The sequence below is a fragment of the Pseudomonas helleri genome, assembly GCF_001043025.1.
Classification (GTDB): domain Bacteria; phylum Pseudomonadota; class Gammaproteobacteria; order Pseudomonadales; family Pseudomonadaceae; genus Aquipseudomonas; species Aquipseudomonas helleri.
In genome coordinates, this window is the sequence record NZ_JYLD01000004.1 from 25,890 (window position 1) to 45,319 (window position 19,430).

A 19,430-nucleotide genomic window follows, 5' to 3' on the forward strand; every position below is an offset into this window, starting at 1 on the left:
TGATCATCCGGAAATACGTTTGGCTGGAACACCGAATACCGTAACACCTGGCGCAACTTTTCTGATGGCTACGCTCCCGGCACCGACAACTGCGTACTCACCCACTACAACCTTGGGCACAACAACCGCGTGAGAACCTAGAAATGCACCCTCTAACAATTTAACCCCCCCCGTTACATCACAATGACCACTCAGTGTGCAAAAGTCTGACACCAAGGTGTCATGGCCAATGGTGCAACTAGAGTTAATGGTGACAAAGTCACCGACAACTAAATCCGTCGAAAGGACTGTGAACGGGCAAATGACAGATCCCTCGCCAATTTTTACGCGGGGACCGACAATCACAGTAGGGTGAAGCAGAGTGTAAAAATTTGCGCCTTTAACTTTTAATTTATCTGTTAATATTTTTTTGACGCGAGGATTGGCAATTGCACAGACGACATATATGTCGTCTGCAGGGACAAAATTTTCGACAGTTGACAATATAGGCGGAAGATCAGAAAAACCATTTAGGGCATCTCCAGAATCATCAATAAAACCGGAAATTATCCATTCAGCGGTGTTCGTCGAACGAAGAGTTCCCTGGCTAATAAGATCCAAAAGCCAGGCATAAACTTCACGCCCAAAACCACCTGCCCCCAAGATCACAAGTTTATTTGTCTTGATCATGCAAGGTAGCCCCCATCAACAACCATAGCAGTGCCAGTAACCCAACGAGCTGCTGGTGAAAGAAGATAGTTAACTGCATAGGCAACATCGTCTGCCTTGCCAAAACCGAGAGGATGCCGCTGTTCGATCGCAAGCATTGAGTCAGCACCCACTAAAGACTCTAATGTATCGACTAGCTCAGTTTGTACGACCCCAGGAGCAATTGCGTTAACACGAATACCTTCACGTGCCAACTCTACGGCTGCCGCACGCACCATAGCCTCAACAGCCCCCTTGCTTGCGCAGTAACCGAGGAGCGCGGGTTCACCAGCTTGGGCCATTACAGAAGAAATCAGAACAATACTGCCACCAGAAGCACATACCCCCTTCTGACGAAAAGCCTTAATCAGTAAAAAACCTGAAGTTACATTGGTTGCCATGATCTTATCCCAATGCCCGGCACTCATAGCTCGAATTGGCATTGGCATCTGTACACCAGCAGCATGAACCAATCCATCCAGAGGAGATGTCCTTTTAACAACTTCCTTCAACCATTGAGAAACATCAGCACCAGACAAGAAATCAAATAACTCAATTGAATGACCTGCACCTTGTAACTGGCTAAGGGTAGACTCCAGGCGCGTCATGTCACGAGCAACTAATGTTAGACTTGCGCCCTGTTTACTAAGCCAAATAGCAACTGCACGCCCGATCCCTGAAGAAGCACCTGTTACCAGTATATGCTTGCCAGCCATCGAAAAAGGATTCACCTCTGTCACATTTCACCTTCGGTTTCAGAGTTGGAAGTAACGGTAAGCGAGCTAACCCAGACATTATCAAAATCAGCTATACATCCTGCCCAAGAATACCCGACGCCAAACCCAGCTAACATGAAGCGGCCAGATAAATGACTGCCTGCTTTATTCTGATGAAGACTAAGTGCAAGAGGAATTGAAGCGCAACTTGTATTGCCAACATCTTTCACATCCAACACTACCTTTTCAGGTGGTAGTTTCATCCGTTTAACCAGATGCTCCAGCATGAAGCGATTAGCCTGATGGAAAACATAATGATCGATCTCTTTTCCACTTGCTGTATTTGCTTCATGAAGAGCCTTTACGAGTGCCGGTACACGAGCCAGAGTAAATGCAAAAATCTCGGCACCATTCATGTACAGGTCGTAAGGCCCTCGAACTCCTGGTTCTGAGGTTTCAGTCGACTGACCATGGCGGTCTCGGAAACCTCCAGACGGCACGATCAGGTTCTTGGCTCCTCTCCCATCTGTCCCCATGACAAAGGGCATATCAGGAGCAGACGGGTCATGTTCCAATATCGTTGCTGACCCAGCGTCACCAAATAATGCTGCGACCGAACGATCTGCAGGAGAGACAATTTTACTGATGGTATCGCCGACCAATAACAAAGCACGTTGACTTCCACCACCAGACAAAAGTGATCCTGCTACCCAGAGCCCGTATGTATATCCTGAACAACCCAATGCGATGTCAAATGCTGCAGCGTGCATGGGTAGATTTAAGCGTTCTTGTAAGATGCATGCAGTGGCTGGCAAAGTGAAATCATGGGTCTGTGATACAAAAATCAAAGTATCAATAGTTGATCTGTCAATATTCAGATCACTTATCAGGCGTTCAGCTGCTGCGACACATAGATCTGAGGAGCATTCACTAGACACCACATGACGACGTTCTACTCCCGTGCTAGACATGATCTTGTTGAGATTTTCAGCACCAAATGCATCAGTAAGGCTGGTGACCTCGGCAACGTGAGCCGGCACAGCACAAGCTATTCCTTTGACACGAACATTTTTGACCGAACGGATGTGATTATTGCCAACCATCTTAAACTCCTGCTGTTCGAGTTTTGCGGGCTTGTATATTCAAAAGGCTCTTCAAGAAGATTTATTCCACTCTGCACAAGAGCGTCTAAAGTGCAGGAGTTTTTGTTCTAACGTACTCGTGAATTTTGGCGCAGAGGTAGACCATGACTTGGCAGGAATACGTTTGCAAATTTGATGATCCTCATCAAATACTTGACGATTAATTTGAGCACTAGAGGTAACAAAAGAAGATGTAATTTCTTTATATTTGGGCTCACTGTTTTTCACTGGATAAAGCCGACTGGTAAAAAAAGAAGACTGCGAATCTGAAGAGGGAAAAAAACTTTGCATCGAATACGAGTAACCATACGTAGAAGAAATCATTGAAAATGGAAAAATAAAAATACTCATATACCCTTGATAAGGCTCTGTTACCGAATAAAATCGATTCAAGCTTCTAAGACGCTTGGCAACCTTTTCATCTTCAACTGGTGAATACCATATTGAATTCTCGCCGTAAAACTCATTTTGACCAACACCTAAATTTAATGTTGCAAGCGTATTGGTATGTATTAACGGTATATGATAAGGCTCTAGAGCATTTTCTAGAGCAATGGTCCAATCACACTCAAAAGGGTATCTGTTAAAGTCTGCACGACTATCAATATCACCTCCAATCCTAACAAGCAAATCACTGATAACAGGCCCAAGTTGCTCGTTTAGGGTTGTATGCGGCTTTATAGCAAAAAACACAAGCTCACCGATAACTTCCAGTTTAAACTCATTGAGCCGGGCACTGGCAATATCACAGCCTTGAAAAGTCTTAATACCTGCCACATTGACTTTACCGCGAGTGTAACTCCAGCCATGGTAAAGACACTTTACCATTTGATTACCATAGTCTTCCGTAAAAAAACGAGCTCCACGATGAGGGCATAGATTATCGAACGCTACAAGATTTCCTTTGTCGTTAATAACAACCACTTCAAAATCTTGTATCTCAAAAAGTACAAAATCTCTATCATTCGCCAACTCAGACATGTGGGCAATTGGATGCCAATAAGACCGTACTAAATCATCAGCAATTTTAACAGAATCCAACACTGCCATCTTTTACGCTCACATAGCCAATATAAAAAATTTCAGAATATATATCCGCGCAACACACCTTATAAACTAACACTCGTGCTGCACGCAAAAATCAAATACCCGGAAAATTATTTCCGGGCTTGATAACTTAGCGCTCACCTCTTTTTTAAAGTTACAACTATATGGTAATAAGCGCCACAATATCTGACACTTTCACGCACTCATTCAACTTTTCTGCTGAAAGTGTTTTATCCAAACGTTCATCCGCCAACGCCATAAAGGTAACGACAGCAATCGAGTCCCACGCCAGATCTGCGAGTGTATCGTCAAGGCTCACCGTCCCTTCATCTGCTTCCATTGCTTCTTCGATAAGGTTCAGAATTTTTTCTTGCATAGCATTTTCCCTACGATTTATCAGTAGTACGTTTTTGCTCAATGGACCCGGTGAAGGCTTCCATAGTCGCGTTATTTTCCTGCGAAATGCCTTCTTTTATAAGCACTTTTTTTATGGTTAGAAAAAGAATTTTTATATCGAGCCATAGCGTGTGGTTGTCGACATACCAGACATCAAGCTTGAATTTCTCATCCCAACTTAAACTATTACGTCCATTGATCTGAGCCCAACCTGTTACGCCGGGCTTAACCTCATGCCGTCTTCTCTGTTCATCCGAGTAAAGCGGTAGATATTGCATCAGCAAGGGCCTAGGTCCAACTAAACTCATATCCCCCTTCAAAACGTTCCAGAGCTCTGGCAGCTCATCCAGACTGCTCGAGCGTAAAAAACGTCCAAGAGGTGTCATCCGCTCACTGTCTGGGAGAGGCCGACCGTTACTATCGACCGCATCACGCATAGTTCGAAATTTGATCATGTGAAATGATTTCCCGTGCAAACCTGGTCTTTCCTGTTTAAATAACACAGGAGACCCAAGTTTTTTGCGCACCCGCCAAGCAACTATAAGAATTACAGGAAATAGTATTAATAAACCAATTAGCGAAAAAACAACATCGAACAGCCTTTTCATAAATACCACCTAGAAAAGCATACTAAAATAAAAAAAACAGGATAAATACGAGAGCCCGGCTTTCTTTTTTATTTCTACGAAACTTGGAAGCCAACTTGGAAAGATATATCTTATCAAAAAATGAGTTTCTTTTTATGCGATCAACAATAGTAGCGCACTTTATATCCGCGCCTGATTTCTCAGCGATCCAAAGGATGTTTTCGCGATACCAACCACTCCGTAAAATTTTAAGTCTAGCCAGAACTCCCGAGAATGCACCCATTGCACCGTAAACATTATTAGCATGTTGCCGATAAAAAATATGAGCCTCTTTGTCGAAGACCCAATGAATATCATTGGTTCTGCACAGCGCATATATCAACCAATCATGAGAGCGCCCCCTGTATGATTCTATCGCTGCTATTTTTTCCTGAACTAACAAGCAAACATCGCGAGTTAAAACATAAGTACACCCAGCAGAGGCCCCTTGAAAGAGATAATCAAACTCTTTCTGAGATTGACTCTTATCAATATAACCAGCTTTTTTCATGGCATTATCATATGAAACAAGATTTGACGAATATCCACCCGCCTCCTCCAACTGCATAGTCTTTAAAGCAGCCTTTAACTTTCCAGGGGCCCAAACATCATCTTGATCTGCAAGGCTAACGTGGGTAAAACCCTGATAGTCTGAAAAACTAATAAGCTTAAAAAAATTGCCCGCAGCCGAACCCGTAAAATCACCAAAATTATCCACAACAGTTACATTTTTATACTTAGACGCAAATAAATTCAGTATATCTACTGTATCATCCGTTGAACCGTCATCACGCGCGAACAAATGCCAATCTTTATGCGTTTGAGCAATAAAAGATTCCAACTGCTCCTCGATATATAGCGAACCGTTGTAGGTAGCAAGCAAAATAGCAACTTTACAATCCATAGTATTAACACCAAAAATAAAAATACATTTTATTCACTAATAACATCAAGGTTTAACATTTCTGAAAATATCATAAAACATCAGACCAAAAAAAACCAAACCTAACAACAGGTCCACTTGACTATATTTACTATCAGGATTACCACTAAACATAAACGCGCCTTTAGAAACTACGGCCGCGCCTAGAACATAAGCAGAAAACCTGATACCAGCGACCTCACTTACGGAAAAAGCAAATGCCATTAGAAGCACAGCAGCGGTAAGAAAAACTTTAGTTCTTATATCTGATTGCTCATTAAACAAAGCCGTCCAAGAAACAAACCAAATAAGCAATATAAATATTTTCTTAAGAATAGACGCATTCTCTCCTCCTTGAAAATACACAGACCTTATCCCAAAATCATAGTGAGACATAAAGCTGATCAACAAATATGATATCTGCTGAGAAAACACAATAAGGACCAACGCACCTATCATCACCCAACGAAGAAGCCCTGCTTGTACTGTTGGAAACAATCCACAGAACATGCAGACCATAGCGTACAACATTATCATCACAACAGCTGAGTCATGAAAAGCTATCGAAACCAATGACAAAATAAATACCCGTGGTGTTAATAACTTACCATGCGAGGCAAGATAGGCTATAACAATATACGCGGGAGCCGCTCTTAAAGCTGTTGTCAGCAATAGCGGTGAAAGTGCCAATGTAAAAAACAACCAACCACGTTGCTGCTGTTCATTTGCATCTCGCATTAAGACGTAAACAAAAGCAAAATAAAAAAGTTGGACTATTAATGCCAGACAATCGACAACGTGCTCTGCACTGTCAAAAAAACCAAAAGGATTCTTTAAAATATAACGTGAAACCCACTCTGCGGCATATTCATCAGGCGACCTGAGATATCCGCCATTTTTCACTAACGTCACATAATTACTATAATCCGGAAATCCAGACCCACCAATATAATAATAAACACCCAAAACAAAAAAGATCACCAATAAAAACATAGATCTATTTGTATTCACTATGTACTGCACCGCCCCCTCCCCACCAAAACGCACAATTATTTCAACATATACTTACGCTTGGAAACTATAAAAAACAACCACCACACCAAGCACCAATACTAACTGACCAATCAACTTACCCGTTATAATGCTTGCCGCACACTTTATTTCATTACCAGCATCAAGCGCTTTAAAAAATACTCTATCAACATAGGTAAACATTATGATTGAAGCGCAAAAATTCAAAAGCTGTCCTGTATAGGCAAGAGTCATTCTTATCTCAGGATACTTCATACTCAAAACAAACGGCATAACAATTGCCAAATTAATTAGAAGACTAACCAACACTGAAAAAAAAGTAACTTTTGAAAGATAGTCAAAGTCTATACGCCACCAGTATTCTTTTTTCCCCAAAGCCCCAAACACCCCTGTAAAACCAAGAATTTGTATGTACTTCAGTGGTTTGGATGCATATTGAGATTTACACACAAATATTATTAACAACAACCCTACGCACATAGAATAGCCAAACATGGCAGGCACACCAATAGTGGTAACTTTTTTCTCTAACAATAAAGATATACCAAAAACAGACACCATGTTCATGATTCGAGCAAGGTATTGAACCCAATTTGCAATTGCTAGTACCTGCGTAGTGCCATCCACGTTTACTCTGGCTCTAACCATTACGGCATATACATCAAAAACTTGCGCACCCACCAACGTCAAAATGACTAACAACTCGAACACAAATACAATATTAATATTCATCACTAACTCTTTTTTTATTCATCACCAACCTGCTTTTTATGTCATAATTTTTATTTAAACAGACTATCCAACGATACTTCTGCCACTCTATCTTTTTCACTCACAATAACGTTCTCCATCGCCGGCCACTCAATACCTATACGGCTGTCGCTCCAGAGTAAAGAGCGCTCAGAGGATTTATTATAATAATTAGTCGTCTTGTAAAGGAATTGTGTATTATCCTCAAGAGATAAAAACCCGTGCGCAAAGCCCTCAGGGACCCACAACATCTTTTTATTGAAGTTACTAAGTTCAACGCCTACCCATTTCAAAAAATATGGTGACTCAGGGCGAATATCAACTACCACATCGAACGCAGCACCCTCCACAACTCTAACAAGCTTACCTTGAGAATACGGTGCTTCTTGATAATGTAAACCTCGTAGAACACCTCGCTTTGAACTCGAGTGATTATCTTGTACAAAAGGCCCGGCCGCCGGTAACCCTAGAGCTTCTAAATTATTGGCAAACACCTCTTCGTTAAAACTCTCCATAAACCAACCACGGTCATCACTGTACACTGCAGGTTCAATAATCAACACATCAGGAATATCTGTACGGAGAATTTTCATTATTTATCAGTCTCGGATAACAACTTTTGCAGATACTGCCCATACCCGGTTTTTTTCAATTTCTCAGCCTGCTCACCCAATTTTTCAGGCGTTATCCAGCCGCTGTTAAACGCAATTTCTTCCAGGCAGGCAACTTTCAAGCCCTGACGGTGCTCGATGGTGTGCACAAAGTGACTGGCCTCAAGCAATGACTCATGCGTTCCAGTATCCAGCCATGCAAAACCGCGCCCCAACATTTCTACTTTCAAGCCGCCTTGCTCAAGGTAGGTACGGTTGACATCTGTAATCTCTAGCTCGCCTCGTGAAGACGGCTTAATGCTTTTTGCGATTTTCACGACGTCGTTGTCATAAAAATACAGCCCTGTGACTGCATAGTTCGATTTGGGTTTGGCGGGCTTTTCTTCAATACTCAGCGCTCGACCATTGCTGTCGAACTCCACCACACCAAAGCGTTCTGGATCTGAAACATGATAGCCAAATACAGTTGCACCCGATGTCTGAGACATGGCTGAACGCAGGTTGTCCGAGAAATGTTGACCGTAAAAAATATTGTCGCCAAGGATCAAACAAACTGAATCATTCCCGATGAACTCATCGCCTATGATGAATGCTTGAGCCAATCCATCGGGGCTAGGCTGCTCTGCATAACTCAGCTCGATACCGTACTGACTACCATCGCCTAACAACTTCTTGAAGCATGGCAAATCCTCTGGCGTGGAGATGATCAAAATCTCGCGCATTCCTGCCAGCATCAACACCGACAGAGGGTAGAAAATCATTGGCTTGTCGTAGATAGGCAACATTTGCTTAGACACGCCCAAGGTGAGCGGATGCAATCGGGTGCCTGAACCGCCAGCGAGGATGATGCCTTTACGTTTAATAGTGGTCATGTCGCGAGCACTTCCTTAACTTTTTGTTCGCCCCCTCCCCCTACATCTACATGTTATGGGTTGGACTAATCTGAATAAACACGCTACCGCCCCAGGATTAATCGTTGATCTCCTGAGAACGGTTTTCATTAACGATATAGTGGGCTCAGCCCTGATTTACCTACAGAGTAGAAATACTCGTGACAGGCAAACTGATCTGCTGCTGACGATTCATTAAGTTGATGAGCAGAATGACCCGCTCCTCGCCGTCCATAGACATGAATATGGACTCAATACCCGCGAAGCCTTGGTCAAGAATGGTGACTTTGTCGCCAGCATTAAATTTGGAGATGACGTGCGTGTCTGCACGTGATTGTAGTTGAAGGATCAACTCGTGACTGACGGCCAAAGGTCGCCCGCCAAATGCAACAACCCGCGCGACTCCGCGGGTTGAGCGTAATGGTGCCCAGTTGGCGCCTTCCGGCATGTTGATAAACAGATAGCCAGGGAACAAAGACTCTTTAACGCAGCTCAGCTGACCACGTAGCAACTTTTCACGTCGGCAAACTGGGCGTGAACATTCGTAGCCTTGGCGCTGGAGATTTTCCTCTGCACGTTCGTCTTGTTTGGGCTTGCATTGCACCAGGTACCAGTCATCAGATTTCGGCGTGCTGGGATCAGGCGGTACAGGGGTGTTTGTTATTTGCATGGGGACTTCATTAATGGGTTCATCCGTGTTTACCATTTTGCTCTGCATCTGCGCATGGTAAGCCACTGGGTTCTTATCATGACTGCAATCAGCTTCGCACAAGCGGCTCAGCGCCTGTCGGGACAAGGACATCGACAACTCTGTTTTGAGCGTGATACAGGCTCAACAGTTCCCTTGCCAATGCTTTCCTTGCCCGCTCATCACCGTGTACCAAACGTATCTCTTCAGGCCACTCAGTCATGCCTGATACAAAGTTGAGCAAGTCTACCTGGTCGGCATGGGCGGAATATCCACCCAATGTGCTGACGCCAGCATGGATCATACAGCGCTCACCTTCCAATTCAACAAAACCGCCTGACTGAGCGTATTTTTGTATAGCCGCCCCAGGTGTTCCCTTCGCCTGATACCCCGTAAAAAGCACATTATGCCGTTGGTCAGCCAACATCCTTTTCAGGTAATTGACTATTCGACCGCTGGAGCACATCCCTCCTCCGGCGATGACGATTGCCGGCCGACCCGTGCTGGCCAGATAGTTAACGGTCTGCAAGTGCCGGGCATGGCTGTCGATAGTGATCAACTGCTCAAAATGCAAAGGGTTGCGTCCATGACCCAAACGCACTTGCGCCTCTTCATTCCAATAGTCCTGCAGTTCACGATAGACCTTGGTTAGACGACTTGCTAACGGTGAATCAAGAATAACCGGCACTTGTGGCCAATTAATGGGAAGAAATTGATCGTCATCACATACTGCTTGCGCCGGCCCCAGCAACGCTTTGCGATGCAGGATATCTTCGATTTCGTAGAGTAGCTCTTGAGTACGGCCCATGCTGAATGCCGGTATCAGTAACGTTCCATGATCAGCCAAAGCCCTGTCGATAGCGATTTCCAGGCGTTCTTGGCGGTCCAGACGATTTTCGTGTAAACGGTCGCCGTAAGTGCTCTCAAGAACCAGCACATCTGCCCTCTTGGGTGACACAGGCGCAAGCAGAAATGGTGAATGCGGAGCGCCCAAATCACCCGAAAAGACGATGCGTCGCGTCAACGCTGCCTGAGGATAATCTAGATCGCACTCCACATAGGCTGATCCCAGTATGTGGCCTGCTCTCTGCAGCCTGATTTGAGCGCGCAGGTTATCTGTTTGCTCGATGTTGAACCAATGGCCAAAAGGCAGCGCAATCACTTGTTGGTGCACACGCTGTAAATATCGCTCGATGATCTTCGGCTCACGACTCACCTCAAGCTTGAATGCATCCTCAAGTATCAATGGCAGCAATTTGGCTGATGGTTCACTGCACAGGATTGGCCCCTTGAATCCTGCAGCAAGCAAATGAGGAAGACGCCCCACATGGTCGGCATGGATATGGGTGATGACCAAGGCTTTTATGCCTTCAAGCGAAAAGTCGATTTGCGGGTACAGTGGGTTCCTGTCTAAAGCGATACGTTCGTCACTGCCTTGAAAAAGCCCGCAGTCGATCAGAATACTGCTCTGGCTTGTCATCTGTAATTGATGACACGAGCCTGTGACGCCGTTGATGGCACCGTGATGTTTTACAATCGGATATGCCATGTACTTGCTCTCGCCAATCAGAATTTAGGGCTATCCCCCACCCAGGCTCTCGACTCGTCGCGCAGCCATTGAATTTCGAATCAAAACAATCACGGCACCTGCCGCAGTGCCAAAAACCACCCCTAGCAGTACAAGCAAATTCTTTTTGGGCTTGATTGGGCCCAGTGGCTCAAGCGCCTTGCGGTCAACTGACACTAACTGAATACTACTGAATTCAAGGCTACCCGCCTTCCCCAAACGGACTATCTCAGCTCGAATTGGCTGAACCTCACTCAGAAAAACCTCTTCATTTTCACGCCGCTCAAGCACTTCAACTTCACGATTATTTTGCAGCATCCACATTTCACGCTCGATTTGTGCAATACGGGCCTCCGTGAAGTCATCACTGTTGCGTTTGAGCAATGCAGAGCGTTCCGCTTCGAGGATCTCGACCCCCATAAAATAAAGTGGGATCTGCTGATTATTGATCTCGGTGTACATGGTAGGTCCTTCACCCGCGCGAAAATTCTCAGACAAACCCGATGGCATTGTTGGCTTTTGAATCCCCAGCGATTGAGCAATATCGATGGCCTCCTTTAATTGAGCTATTCGATCCATTCGCCCAACCCTGAGCTGCTTTCGTAGCGCGACAAGCTCGTCCTGCAATTGCGAACGCTGAACGGCATCGTTCTCCAGCAGTATTGCAATGCGGGCTTGCTTGCTGACGTCATACTCGGTGCGAGCCGCATCGATGCTGTCTCCAAGCTCCGCAAGACGGTTCTCAATGATGATATTGAGATCGGCTTCTATCTTTTTACGCTCCACTTCAATTGCATACTCAACGAAGCTATTGAGAATTCGAGCACCGTCAACACCCTCGGGATAGCTCAACTCCAAATGAATTAGAGCACTTGAAAACCCAACCTTGTCGGGCGCAGATGTGATGACCTTCAATGAGGATCTAATGAGGGACTCAAAGCTCTGTTCCATCGTAACGCCTGGACGCTGCACGTTACTGAACAGTGCCTGATTCGCTCTAATAAAACCTGACCGCACACCATACGACTCAAGAGCCGAGCCCACTCTTGTCAGAGCCTTATCGGGAGGAAGTGTGTAGACACCTGAACGGTTAAGCGCATCCAGCGCATTAAGCGCAACCGGACGAAGCACACTGGTAACCTGGTACTCAGATGTGATGAACCTGGTACAGGCATAAGCAGACAAACCAAAGAGTGTGCCCAGTAGCAGAATCAGACGCCTGCCCTGCCAAATCAGTTTGGAAATACCAAAAATATTGATGTCATGCCTTGCGACGGCACTGGAAACAGAGGAAGTATTGCTCACCAACAAAGCCTGCTTTCAATGAAACATGGCGGGCTCGGCTGCAGGGATATTCATTGCTGAACAGCAGGTGCTTAAATCAGAGCACCTGAATACGCAGGGAAATAGCTGGCAATCGAGGATTGGCCGTATTCTGCATGCATTACCAAGGCGTACATAGAATACGAAGCCTGACTTTCTGTAGGACTTTTCCTATGAAGGTGACTGCTGCGGGACCAAGGAGGCGCTCCTTGCCCCGATGCGCCAAGCTCTTTGTATTAAGGCTGCAACACGCTGCGCTTCAATCGTGTAGCTTTTCGCTTGTATGCAATAAAGCCCATTGCAGGCCCAATCAGCATGCCAAGCAGCAATGCACCGATAAAAAACAGTGAAGCTGGCAGCTCAGGTGTACTCCACCCAAGAAAAACCAAAGACGTGGGCTGCTGGTTTTCGAGAATAAAAATCATCGTCCCGAAAATAACTACCAGCGCAAAAGCCACCAGAACTGCACGCTTAACGCTACTCATCTGTAACTCCCATGTCCCTAAGGATTAAATATCGTCTTCCTCATCTTCATTCACTCGATCCCGTAGCTCTTTACCCGGCTTGAAATGAGGAACAAATTTACCGTCGAGACTTACAGACTGGCCGGTTTTTGGGTTACGGCCGACCCGTGGTGCGCGGTAATGCAGTGAAAAACTACCAAAGCCACGGATTTCAATTCGATCTCCGGTCGCCAGGCACTGTGACATTTGTTCAAGCATGGTCTTGATAGCCAGCTCAACATCTTTGGATGAGAGCAGCCCTTGATGGGTGACAATTCGTTCGATCAACTCCGACTTCGTCATATTTTTCCCTTCTTTTTCAAGCAGCTAGATCAGCGCTTCAAAGGTTTTAGCATGATCAATTGAATTTGAACAGCCCAGATCTTGACTTATCTTTGCAGACCTCTGCGTAATTGCTCAGGTATGCCTGACATACCTGTCAACCATCACTTCAGGTAAAGCACACCATCAACCTGCCCGACATGCGCGCAGAGAGTTCCTGACCGGCAATTGAGATAGATACCGTGTACTGGAGCCGAGGGCCACAAGGACCTCCAGAATCGCGTCGTACTGGCTCTGTATGCTTTATGTCTAAGAAAACAATACTCAAATCACAGGCACAAAAAAGGGCGACCTAAGTCGCCCTTTTTCTATGGTCAATCAGAACTTAGTTCTGTTTTTCCATTTGTGCACGCAGCAGGTCGCCCAGAGTGGTCGGACCAGCAGCGATCTCAGAGGTAGCTGGCTTGTCGCGCAGGCTCTGGATTGCTTCCTTCTCGTCTTCAACGTCTTTCGACTTGATGGACAGTTGGATTACGCGGCTCTTGCGATCAACGCTGATGATCTTGGCTTCTACTTCTTCGCCTTCTTTCAGAACGTTACGCGCGTCTTCGATGCGGTCACGGCTGATTTCGGAGGCTTTCAGAGTTGCTTCGATATCGTTGGCCAGAGTGATGATGGCGCCTTTAGCGTCAACTTCTTTCACGATGCCCTTAACGATTGCGCCTTTGTCGTTCTCTTGTACGTACTCGGAGAACGGATCGCTTTCCAGCTGCTTGATACCCAGGGAGATGCGCTCACGCTCTGGATCAACAGACAGGATAACGGTGTCAAGCTCGTCGCCCTTCTTGAAACGACGTACGGCTTCTTCGCCCACTTCGTTCCAGGAGATGTCGGACAGGTGAACCAGGCCGTCGATGCCGCCGTCCAGACCAATGAAGATACCGAAATCGGTGATCGACTTGATGGTGCCGGAGATTTTATCGCCCTTGTTGAACTGGCCAGAGAAATCTTCCCATGGGTTAGATTTGCACTGCTTGATGCCCAAGGAGATACGACGACGCTCTTCGTCGATGTCCAGAACCATAACTTCCACTTCGTCGCCGACTTGTACGACTTTCGAAGGGTGGATGTTTTTGTTGGTCCAGTCCATTTCAGAAACGTGTACCAGACCTTCAACGCCTTCTTCCAGCTCAGCGAAGCAGCCGTAGTCGGTCAGGTTGGTTACACGAGCGGTAACGCGAGTGCTTTCTGGGTAACGGGCTTTGATAGCAACCCATGGATCTTCGCCCAGTTGCTTCAGGCCCAGGGAAACACGATTGCGTTCGCGATCGTACTTCAGAACCTTGACATCGATCTCGTCGCCAACGTTGACAATTTCGGAAGGATGCTTGATGCGCTTCCAGGCCATGTCAGTGATGTGCAGCAGGCCATCAACGCCACCCAGGTCGACGAATGCGCCGTAGTCGGTGAGGTTTTTGACGATACCTTTAACTTGCTGACCTTCTTGCAGGGATTCCAGCAGAGCTTCACGCTCAGCCGAGTTCTCTGCTTCAAGTACGCTGCGACGCGAAACAACAACGTTGTTGCGCTTCTGGTCAAGCTTGATGACCTTGAATTCCAGCTCTTTGCCTTCCAGGTGCGTGGTGTCGCGCACTGGACGAACGTCAACCAGAGAACCTGGCAGGAACGCACGGATGCCGTTAACGTCGACAGTGAAGCCGCCTTTAACCTTACCGTTGATAACGCCCTTGACCACTTCTTCAGCTGCGAAGGCTGCTTCCAGAACGATCCAGCATTCAGCGCGCTTGGCTTTTTCACGGGACAGCTTGGTTTCGCCAAAGCCGTCTTCGACCGCGTCCAGCGCAACGTGAACTTCATCACCGATGTTGATGTTCAGTTCGCCAGCGTCGTTGTGGAACTGCTCCAGCGGGATGAGGCCTTCAGACTTCAAACCAGCGTGAACGGTAACCCAACCAGCTTGGTAATCGATATCAACGATGATAGCGGTGATGATCGAGCCAGCCTGAAGATTCAGGGTTTTTAGGCTTTCTTCAAACAGTTCTGCAAAGCTTTCGCTCATTTTAATTCCTGTTGATCAAGGGCGAAGGAATACGCCCATCTGCCACATTCCAGACAATGTGGGTTACGTTCATATAAAAGAAGGCATGCAGGACTATTTCTGGTCTCCTGCACGCGTTCTTGGTCATCCGGCGAGATCGCGAAGGGCGATTTCACTCTTGATGCGTTCTAACACCTGCTCGATGGATAACTCCGTAGAGTCAAGCTGTATGGCATCAGCCGCCGGCTTTAGCGGGGCTATTGCACGCTGCGTGTCACGCTCATCACGGGCACGTATCTCATCCAACAGACGCGGGAGACTAACATCATCCCCCTTGGCCTTCAACTGCAAGTAACGGCGACGGGCCCTCTCCTCGGCACTGGCCGTCAGGAAAACCTTCAGCGGAGCCTCAGGAAAAACCACTGTTCCCATATCGCGACCATCGGCAACCAGCCCCGGAAACTCCCTGAATGCACGCTGACGCTGCAGCAAAGCCTCGCGAACAGCGGGTAGCGCCGCCACTTGCGATGCACCCTTTGCAACCGTCTCATTACGAATAGCCAGCGTGACGTCTTCACCTTCAAGCACGATACGCGCCGACTTACCTTCCGTCGCCCCGACGAACTGCACATCAAGGTGAGCCGCCAACTGACTTAACAAAGCTTCGTTATCGAGCGCGACACCATGGTTAACAGCGGCAAACGCCAGCAAACGGTACAAGGCGCCAGAGTCCAGCAATGCCCAGCCCAAATGCTCGGCCAGGCGACCTGCAACGGTGCCCTTGCCCGAACCACTAGGTCCGTCGATGGTGATGACTGGCGCCACCGACATCACGACTGCGCCTCTTGCGCCACACGAATACCGACCTGCTTGCACAGCGCCAGGAAGTTCGGGAAAGACGTCGCGACGTTAGCACAATCGTGAATACGGATTGGCGCCGTAGCACGCAGCGAAGCAATGCTGAATGCCATCGCAATACGGTGGTCGCCATGACCATGAACTTCACCGCCAACGATGGAGCCGCCATCAATAATGATGCCGTCAGGGGTCGGTTCGCATTTGACGCCCAAGGTCAGCAAGCCGTCAGCCATCACCTGGATACGGTCCGACTCCTTGACTCGCAGCTCTTCGGCGCCGCGCAGAACAGTACGACCTTCTGCCACCGCCGCAGCTACAAACAGTACCGGGAACTCATCAATTGCCAATGGCACCAGCGCTTCCGGAATGTCGATACCTTTAAGCTTGGCAGCCCGTACACGCAGGTCCGCCACTGGCTCGCCGCCTACTTCGCGCTGGTTTTCGAGGGTGATGTCAGCACCCATCAAACGCAAGATGTCGATCACGCCTGTGCGAGTAGGGTTGATGCCTACGTGCTCCAGCAACAGGTCCGAACCTTCAGCAATAGAAGCCGCTACCAGGAAGAACGCCGACGACGAGATATCGCCCGGCACCTCGATGTGCGTTGCCGTGAGCTTGTGGCCCGACTCGACCGACGCCGTAGGTCCGTTGACGCTGACCGGGTAACCAAAACCACGCAACATGCGTTCGGTGTGATCGCGGGTTGGCGCAGGCTCAGTGACAGAGGTAGTGCCTTCGGCATACAAACCCGCCAGCAACAGGCAGGATTTCACTTGGGCACTGGCCATTGGCAATGTGTAATTCACACCTTTAAGGGCGTGACCGCCACGAATGGTCATGGGCGGGCGACCCTCAGCCGCCGTTTCAATCACAGCACCCATTTCACGCAGCGGGTTGGCCACACGGTTCATTGGGCGCTTGGTCAGCGATGCATCACCGGTCAGCGTCGTGTCAAAGCTCTGTGCGGCCAAAAGACCCGACAACAAGCGCATCGACGTACCCGAGTTACCCAGATATATGGGCCCGGGCGGCGCTTTCAAGCCATGCAGGCCAACGCCGTGAATGGTCACACGACCCTGGTGCGGTCCTTCAATAACAACGCCCATGTCACGGAACGCTTGCAGCGTTGCCAGAGCGTCTTCGCCCTCAAGAAAACCTTCAACCTGCGTCGTGCCCTCAGCCAACGAGCCGAGCATGATCGAGCGGTGAGAAATGGACTTGTCGCCTGGCACACGGATTTGGCCAGTTACAGTGCCACCTGGTTCAGCCAGGAAAATCAGATCATTTGAATTCATAGGGTCCACATATGCCCGGCGGGCCAGGATTTTACTGAAATGCTCTCGAGCAACTCGGGCGCGGGTAAAAACGCCCAGCAATTGATGCCCGTCCCCTGCATCGACCGCGTCGCGCAAGGCGTCGAGGTCGCTACGAAATGTATCCAATGTGCGCAGCACCGCCTCGCGGTTAGCGAGGAAGATGTCATGCCACATTACCGGGTCGCTCCCGGCGATTCTTGTGAAATCGCGGAAGCCCCCCGCAGCGTACCGAAAGATCTCCAGATTCTCATTGCGCTTGGCAAGAGAATCGACCAACCCAAACGCCAGCAGGTGTGGCAGATGACTGGTTGCAGCGAGGACTTCGTCGTGGCGTTCGACCTGCATGTGTTCAACATCTGCACCCAGTGCGCGCCATAGCACATCGACCAGGGCCAGCGCAGCAGGATCGGTTTCAGCCACAGGCGTCAAAATGACTTTGTGCCGCTCGAACAGGCTGGCATTTGAAGCCTCTACACCGCTTTGCTCAGACCCGGCAATAGGATGCCCCGGCACGAAACGCGGCGGCATGGCACCAAACGCCTGAGCTGCAGCGCGTACCACGTTACCCTTGGCACTGCCGACATCGGTCAATACCGCGTGGCCCAGATCAATGCCCGCCAACAAGCCGAGCATTTTCTCCATGGCCAGAATTGGCACGGCCAACTGAATAACGTCGGCGCCACGGCAAGCCACCGCCAGATCAGCTTCACAGCGATCAACCACACCCAGCTCGACTGCCAGGGCTCGCGACTTCGGGTTCAGATCAACACCGACCACCTCGGCGCACAAGCCACTTTCACGCATACCTTTAGCGAAAGAGCCACCAATCAGGCCCAATCCTACAACCACCAGCCGACCTACAATAGGCGCAACAGGTTTCAGCGATATAACATCAACCACGAGCAAGAACCTTGGCCAGCGCCTCAAGCAAACGGGTGTTTTCCGCTGGCAGACCAATGGTGACTCGCAAGTGATTCGGCATGCCGTAGTTGGCCACCGGACGCACAATGACGCCTTCACGCAACAAGCCTTGATAAACCGGCGCTGCGACCTGCCCCAGATCCACCGCAATAAAATTGCCCTTGGAGGGAATCCACTGCAAGCCCAACTCACGGAAGCCGTCTTGCAACTGCTCCATGCCCGCCTCGTTGAGGCGGCGGCTTTCGGCCAGATAGTCGGCATCTTGCAGCGCAGCGCAGGCTGCGGCCAGCGCCAGGCTGTTGACGTTGAATGGCTGTCGAACACGGTTCAACACGTCGGCCACCACTGCGCTCGACAGACCGTATCCTACCCGCAAGGCGGCCAGGCCATAGGCCTTGGAGAAGGTTCGCGAGACCAGCAAGTTCGGGTAAGCCGACAGGAACTCCACGCCATCCGGCAATTCACTGCCTTCTGCGTACTCGATATACGCCTCGTCCAGAACCACCAGCACACGCTCAGGCACATCTTGCAAAAACTCGTTGAGCGCCTCGGCGCTGAACCAGGTGCCGGTCGGGTTGTTCGGGTTGGCGAGGAACACCACACGGGTGTTCTCGTCTATCGCCCCCAGCATGGCCGGCAAGTCATGGCCCCAGTCTTTGGCCGGAACGACATGCGCCGTCGCACCAATGGCCTGAGTCACGATCGGGTACACCGCGAACGCATGCTCACTGAACACGGCATTCAGGCCTGGCGCCAGGTACGCACGCGCAACCAGCTCCAGGATATCGTTAGAACCATTGCCCAGCGTCACTTGATTCAGTTGCACGCCAGTTTGCTCGGCCAGCAAGGTTTTCAGGGCGAAACCGTTACCGTCTGGATAACGCGTCAGCTCAGCCAGTTCTTCACGAATGGCCGCCAGCGCCTTGGGGCTTGCACCCAAAGGATTTTCGTTACTGGCCAGTTTGACGATGGTTGCCGGATCAATATCCAGCTCACGCGCCAGCTCGTCCACAGGCTTGCCCGGGACGTATGGCGAAAGTTGCTGCACGCCCGGCTGTGCCAGGGCGAGGAAATCACCGCTCATGTAAACCGCC

Annotated in this window: 20 protein-coding genes; all 20 read right to left on the bottom strand. The window is 48.6% G+C overall.

Annotated elements, in window-relative coordinates:
• Positions 1–3 precede the first annotated feature (3 nt).
• Positions 4–666, bottom strand: a complete 663-nt coding sequence (locus TU84_RS25465) for a NeuD/PglB/VioB family sugar acetyltransferase (RefSeq protein ID WP_162207682.1) — start codon at positions 664–666, stop codon at positions 4–6.
• Positions 666–1,403: an SDR family NAD(P)-dependent oxidoreductase gene (locus TU84_RS07845; RefSeq protein ID WP_048368497.1), complete on the bottom strand. Its 738-nt coding sequence runs from the start codon at positions 1,401–1,403 to the stop codon at positions 666–668. Before TU84_RS07845 ends, TU84_RS25465 begins: the two co-directional genes overlap by 1 nt.
• A gap of 20 nt (positions 1,404–1,423) precedes the next feature.
• Complete coding sequence (locus TU84_RS25470; RefSeq protein WP_082148644.1) at positions 1,424–2,506, bottom strand: ketoacyl-ACP synthase III; 1,083 nt, start codon at positions 2,504–2,506, stop codon at positions 1,424–1,426.
• 51 nt (positions 2,507–2,557) lie between these two features.
• Positions 2,558–3,595, bottom strand: coding sequence for an aromatic ring-hydroxylating oxygenase subunit alpha (locus tag TU84_RS25475; protein WP_082148645.1), 1,038 nt, complete (start codon positions 3,593–3,595; stop codon positions 2,558–2,560).
• Between the two features lie 157 nt (positions 3,596–3,752).
• The gene (locus TU84_RS07855; protein ID WP_048368499.1) at positions 3,753–3,968 is read right to left on the bottom strand and encodes an acyl carrier protein; all 216 of its coding nucleotides are present in this window, start codon (positions 3,966–3,968) and stop codon (positions 3,753–3,755) included.
• A gap of 10 nt (positions 3,969–3,978) precedes the next feature.
• Positions 3,979–4,596 carry a sugar transferase gene (locus TU84_RS07860; RefSeq protein ID WP_048368500.1) on the bottom strand — a complete coding sequence of 206 codons (618 nt, stop codon included), beginning with the start codon at positions 4,594–4,596 and terminating at the stop codon, positions 3,979–3,981.
• A gap of 22 nt (positions 4,597–4,618) precedes the next feature.
• The gene (locus TU84_RS07865; RefSeq protein WP_048368501.1) at positions 4,619–5,518 is read right to left on the bottom strand and encodes a glycosyltransferase; all 900 of its coding nucleotides are present in this window, start codon (positions 5,516–5,518) and stop codon (positions 4,619–4,621) included.
• A gap of 45 nt (positions 5,519–5,563) precedes the next feature.
• The gene (locus TU84_RS26025) at positions 5,564–6,547 is read right to left on the bottom strand and encodes a hypothetical protein (RefSeq protein WP_157403790.1); all 984 of its coding nucleotides are present in this window, start codon (positions 6,545–6,547) and stop codon (positions 5,564–5,566) included.
• A 54-nt stretch (positions 6,548–6,601) separates the two neighbouring features.
• Positions 6,602–7,300, bottom strand: a complete 699-nt coding sequence (locus TU84_RS07875; protein ID WP_048368503.1) for a hypothetical protein — start codon at positions 7,298–7,300, stop codon at positions 6,602–6,604.
• Positions 7,301–7,350: 50 nt separating this feature from the next.
• Positions 7,351–7,911, bottom strand: a complete 561-nt coding sequence (gene rfbC, locus TU84_RS07880) for a dTDP-4-dehydrorhamnose 3,5-epimerase (protein WP_048368504.1) — start codon at positions 7,909–7,911, stop codon at positions 7,351–7,353.
• Entirely contained in the window at positions 7,911–8,801 is an 891-nt protein-coding gene (gene rfbA / locus TU84_RS07885) for a glucose-1-phosphate thymidylyltransferase RfbA (protein ID WP_048368505.1), read from the bottom strand. Before rfbA ends, rfbC begins: the two co-directional genes overlap by 1 nt.
• A 160-nt stretch (positions 8,802–8,961) precedes the next feature.
• Positions 8,962–9,489, bottom strand: a complete 528-nt coding sequence (rfaH, locus tag TU84_RS07890) for a transcription/translation regulatory transformer protein RfaH (RefSeq protein WP_082148651.1) — start codon at positions 9,487–9,489, stop codon at positions 8,962–8,964.
• An 88-nt stretch (positions 9,490–9,577) separates the two neighbouring features.
• Entirely contained in the window at positions 9,578–11,056 is a 1,479-nt protein-coding gene (locus tag TU84_RS07895) for an MBL fold metallo-hydrolase (RefSeq protein ID WP_048368506.1), read from the bottom strand.
• 30 nt (positions 11,057–11,086) lie between these two features.
• Positions 11,087–12,379: a chain-length determining protein gene (locus TU84_RS07900; protein WP_174479319.1), complete on the bottom strand. Its 1,293-nt coding sequence runs from the start codon at positions 12,377–12,379 to the stop codon at positions 11,087–11,089.
• Between the two features lie 254 nt (positions 12,380–12,633).
• Positions 12,634–12,882: a lipopolysaccharide assembly protein LapA domain-containing protein gene (locus TU84_RS07905; RefSeq protein WP_048368507.1), complete on the bottom strand. Its 249-nt coding sequence runs from the start codon at positions 12,880–12,882 to the stop codon at positions 12,634–12,636.
• A gap of 24 nt (positions 12,883–12,906) precedes the next feature.
• Complete coding sequence (gene ihfB, locus TU84_RS07910) at positions 12,907–13,203, bottom strand: integration host factor subunit beta (RefSeq protein ID WP_003447108.1); 297 nt, start codon at positions 13,201–13,203, stop codon at positions 12,907–12,909.
• Positions 13,204–13,567: 364 nt separating this feature from the next.
• On the bottom strand, positions 13,568–15,262 hold the full coding sequence (gene rpsA, locus TU84_RS07915) for a 30S ribosomal protein S1 (RefSeq protein ID WP_019826775.1): 1,695 nt from the start codon (positions 15,260–15,262) through the stop codon (positions 13,568–13,570).
• Between the two features lie 123 nt (positions 15,263–15,385).
• Positions 15,386–16,072, bottom strand: coding sequence for a (d)CMP kinase (gene cmk, locus TU84_RS07920; protein WP_162207680.1), 687 nt, complete (start codon positions 16,070–16,072; stop codon positions 15,386–15,388).
• Positions 16,072–18,279, bottom strand: a complete 2,208-nt coding sequence (locus tag TU84_RS07925) for a bifunctional prephenate dehydrogenase/3-phosphoshikimate 1-carboxyvinyltransferase (protein WP_048368793.1) — start codon at positions 18,277–18,279, stop codon at positions 16,072–16,074. Before TU84_RS07925 ends, cmk begins: the two co-directional genes overlap by 1 nt.
• A 28-nt stretch (positions 18,280–18,307) precedes the next feature.
• Entirely contained in the window at positions 18,308–19,420 is a 1,113-nt protein-coding gene (hisC, locus tag TU84_RS07930) for a histidinol-phosphate transaminase (RefSeq protein ID WP_048368509.1), read from the bottom strand.
• Positions 19,421–19,430 lie beyond the last annotated feature (10 nt).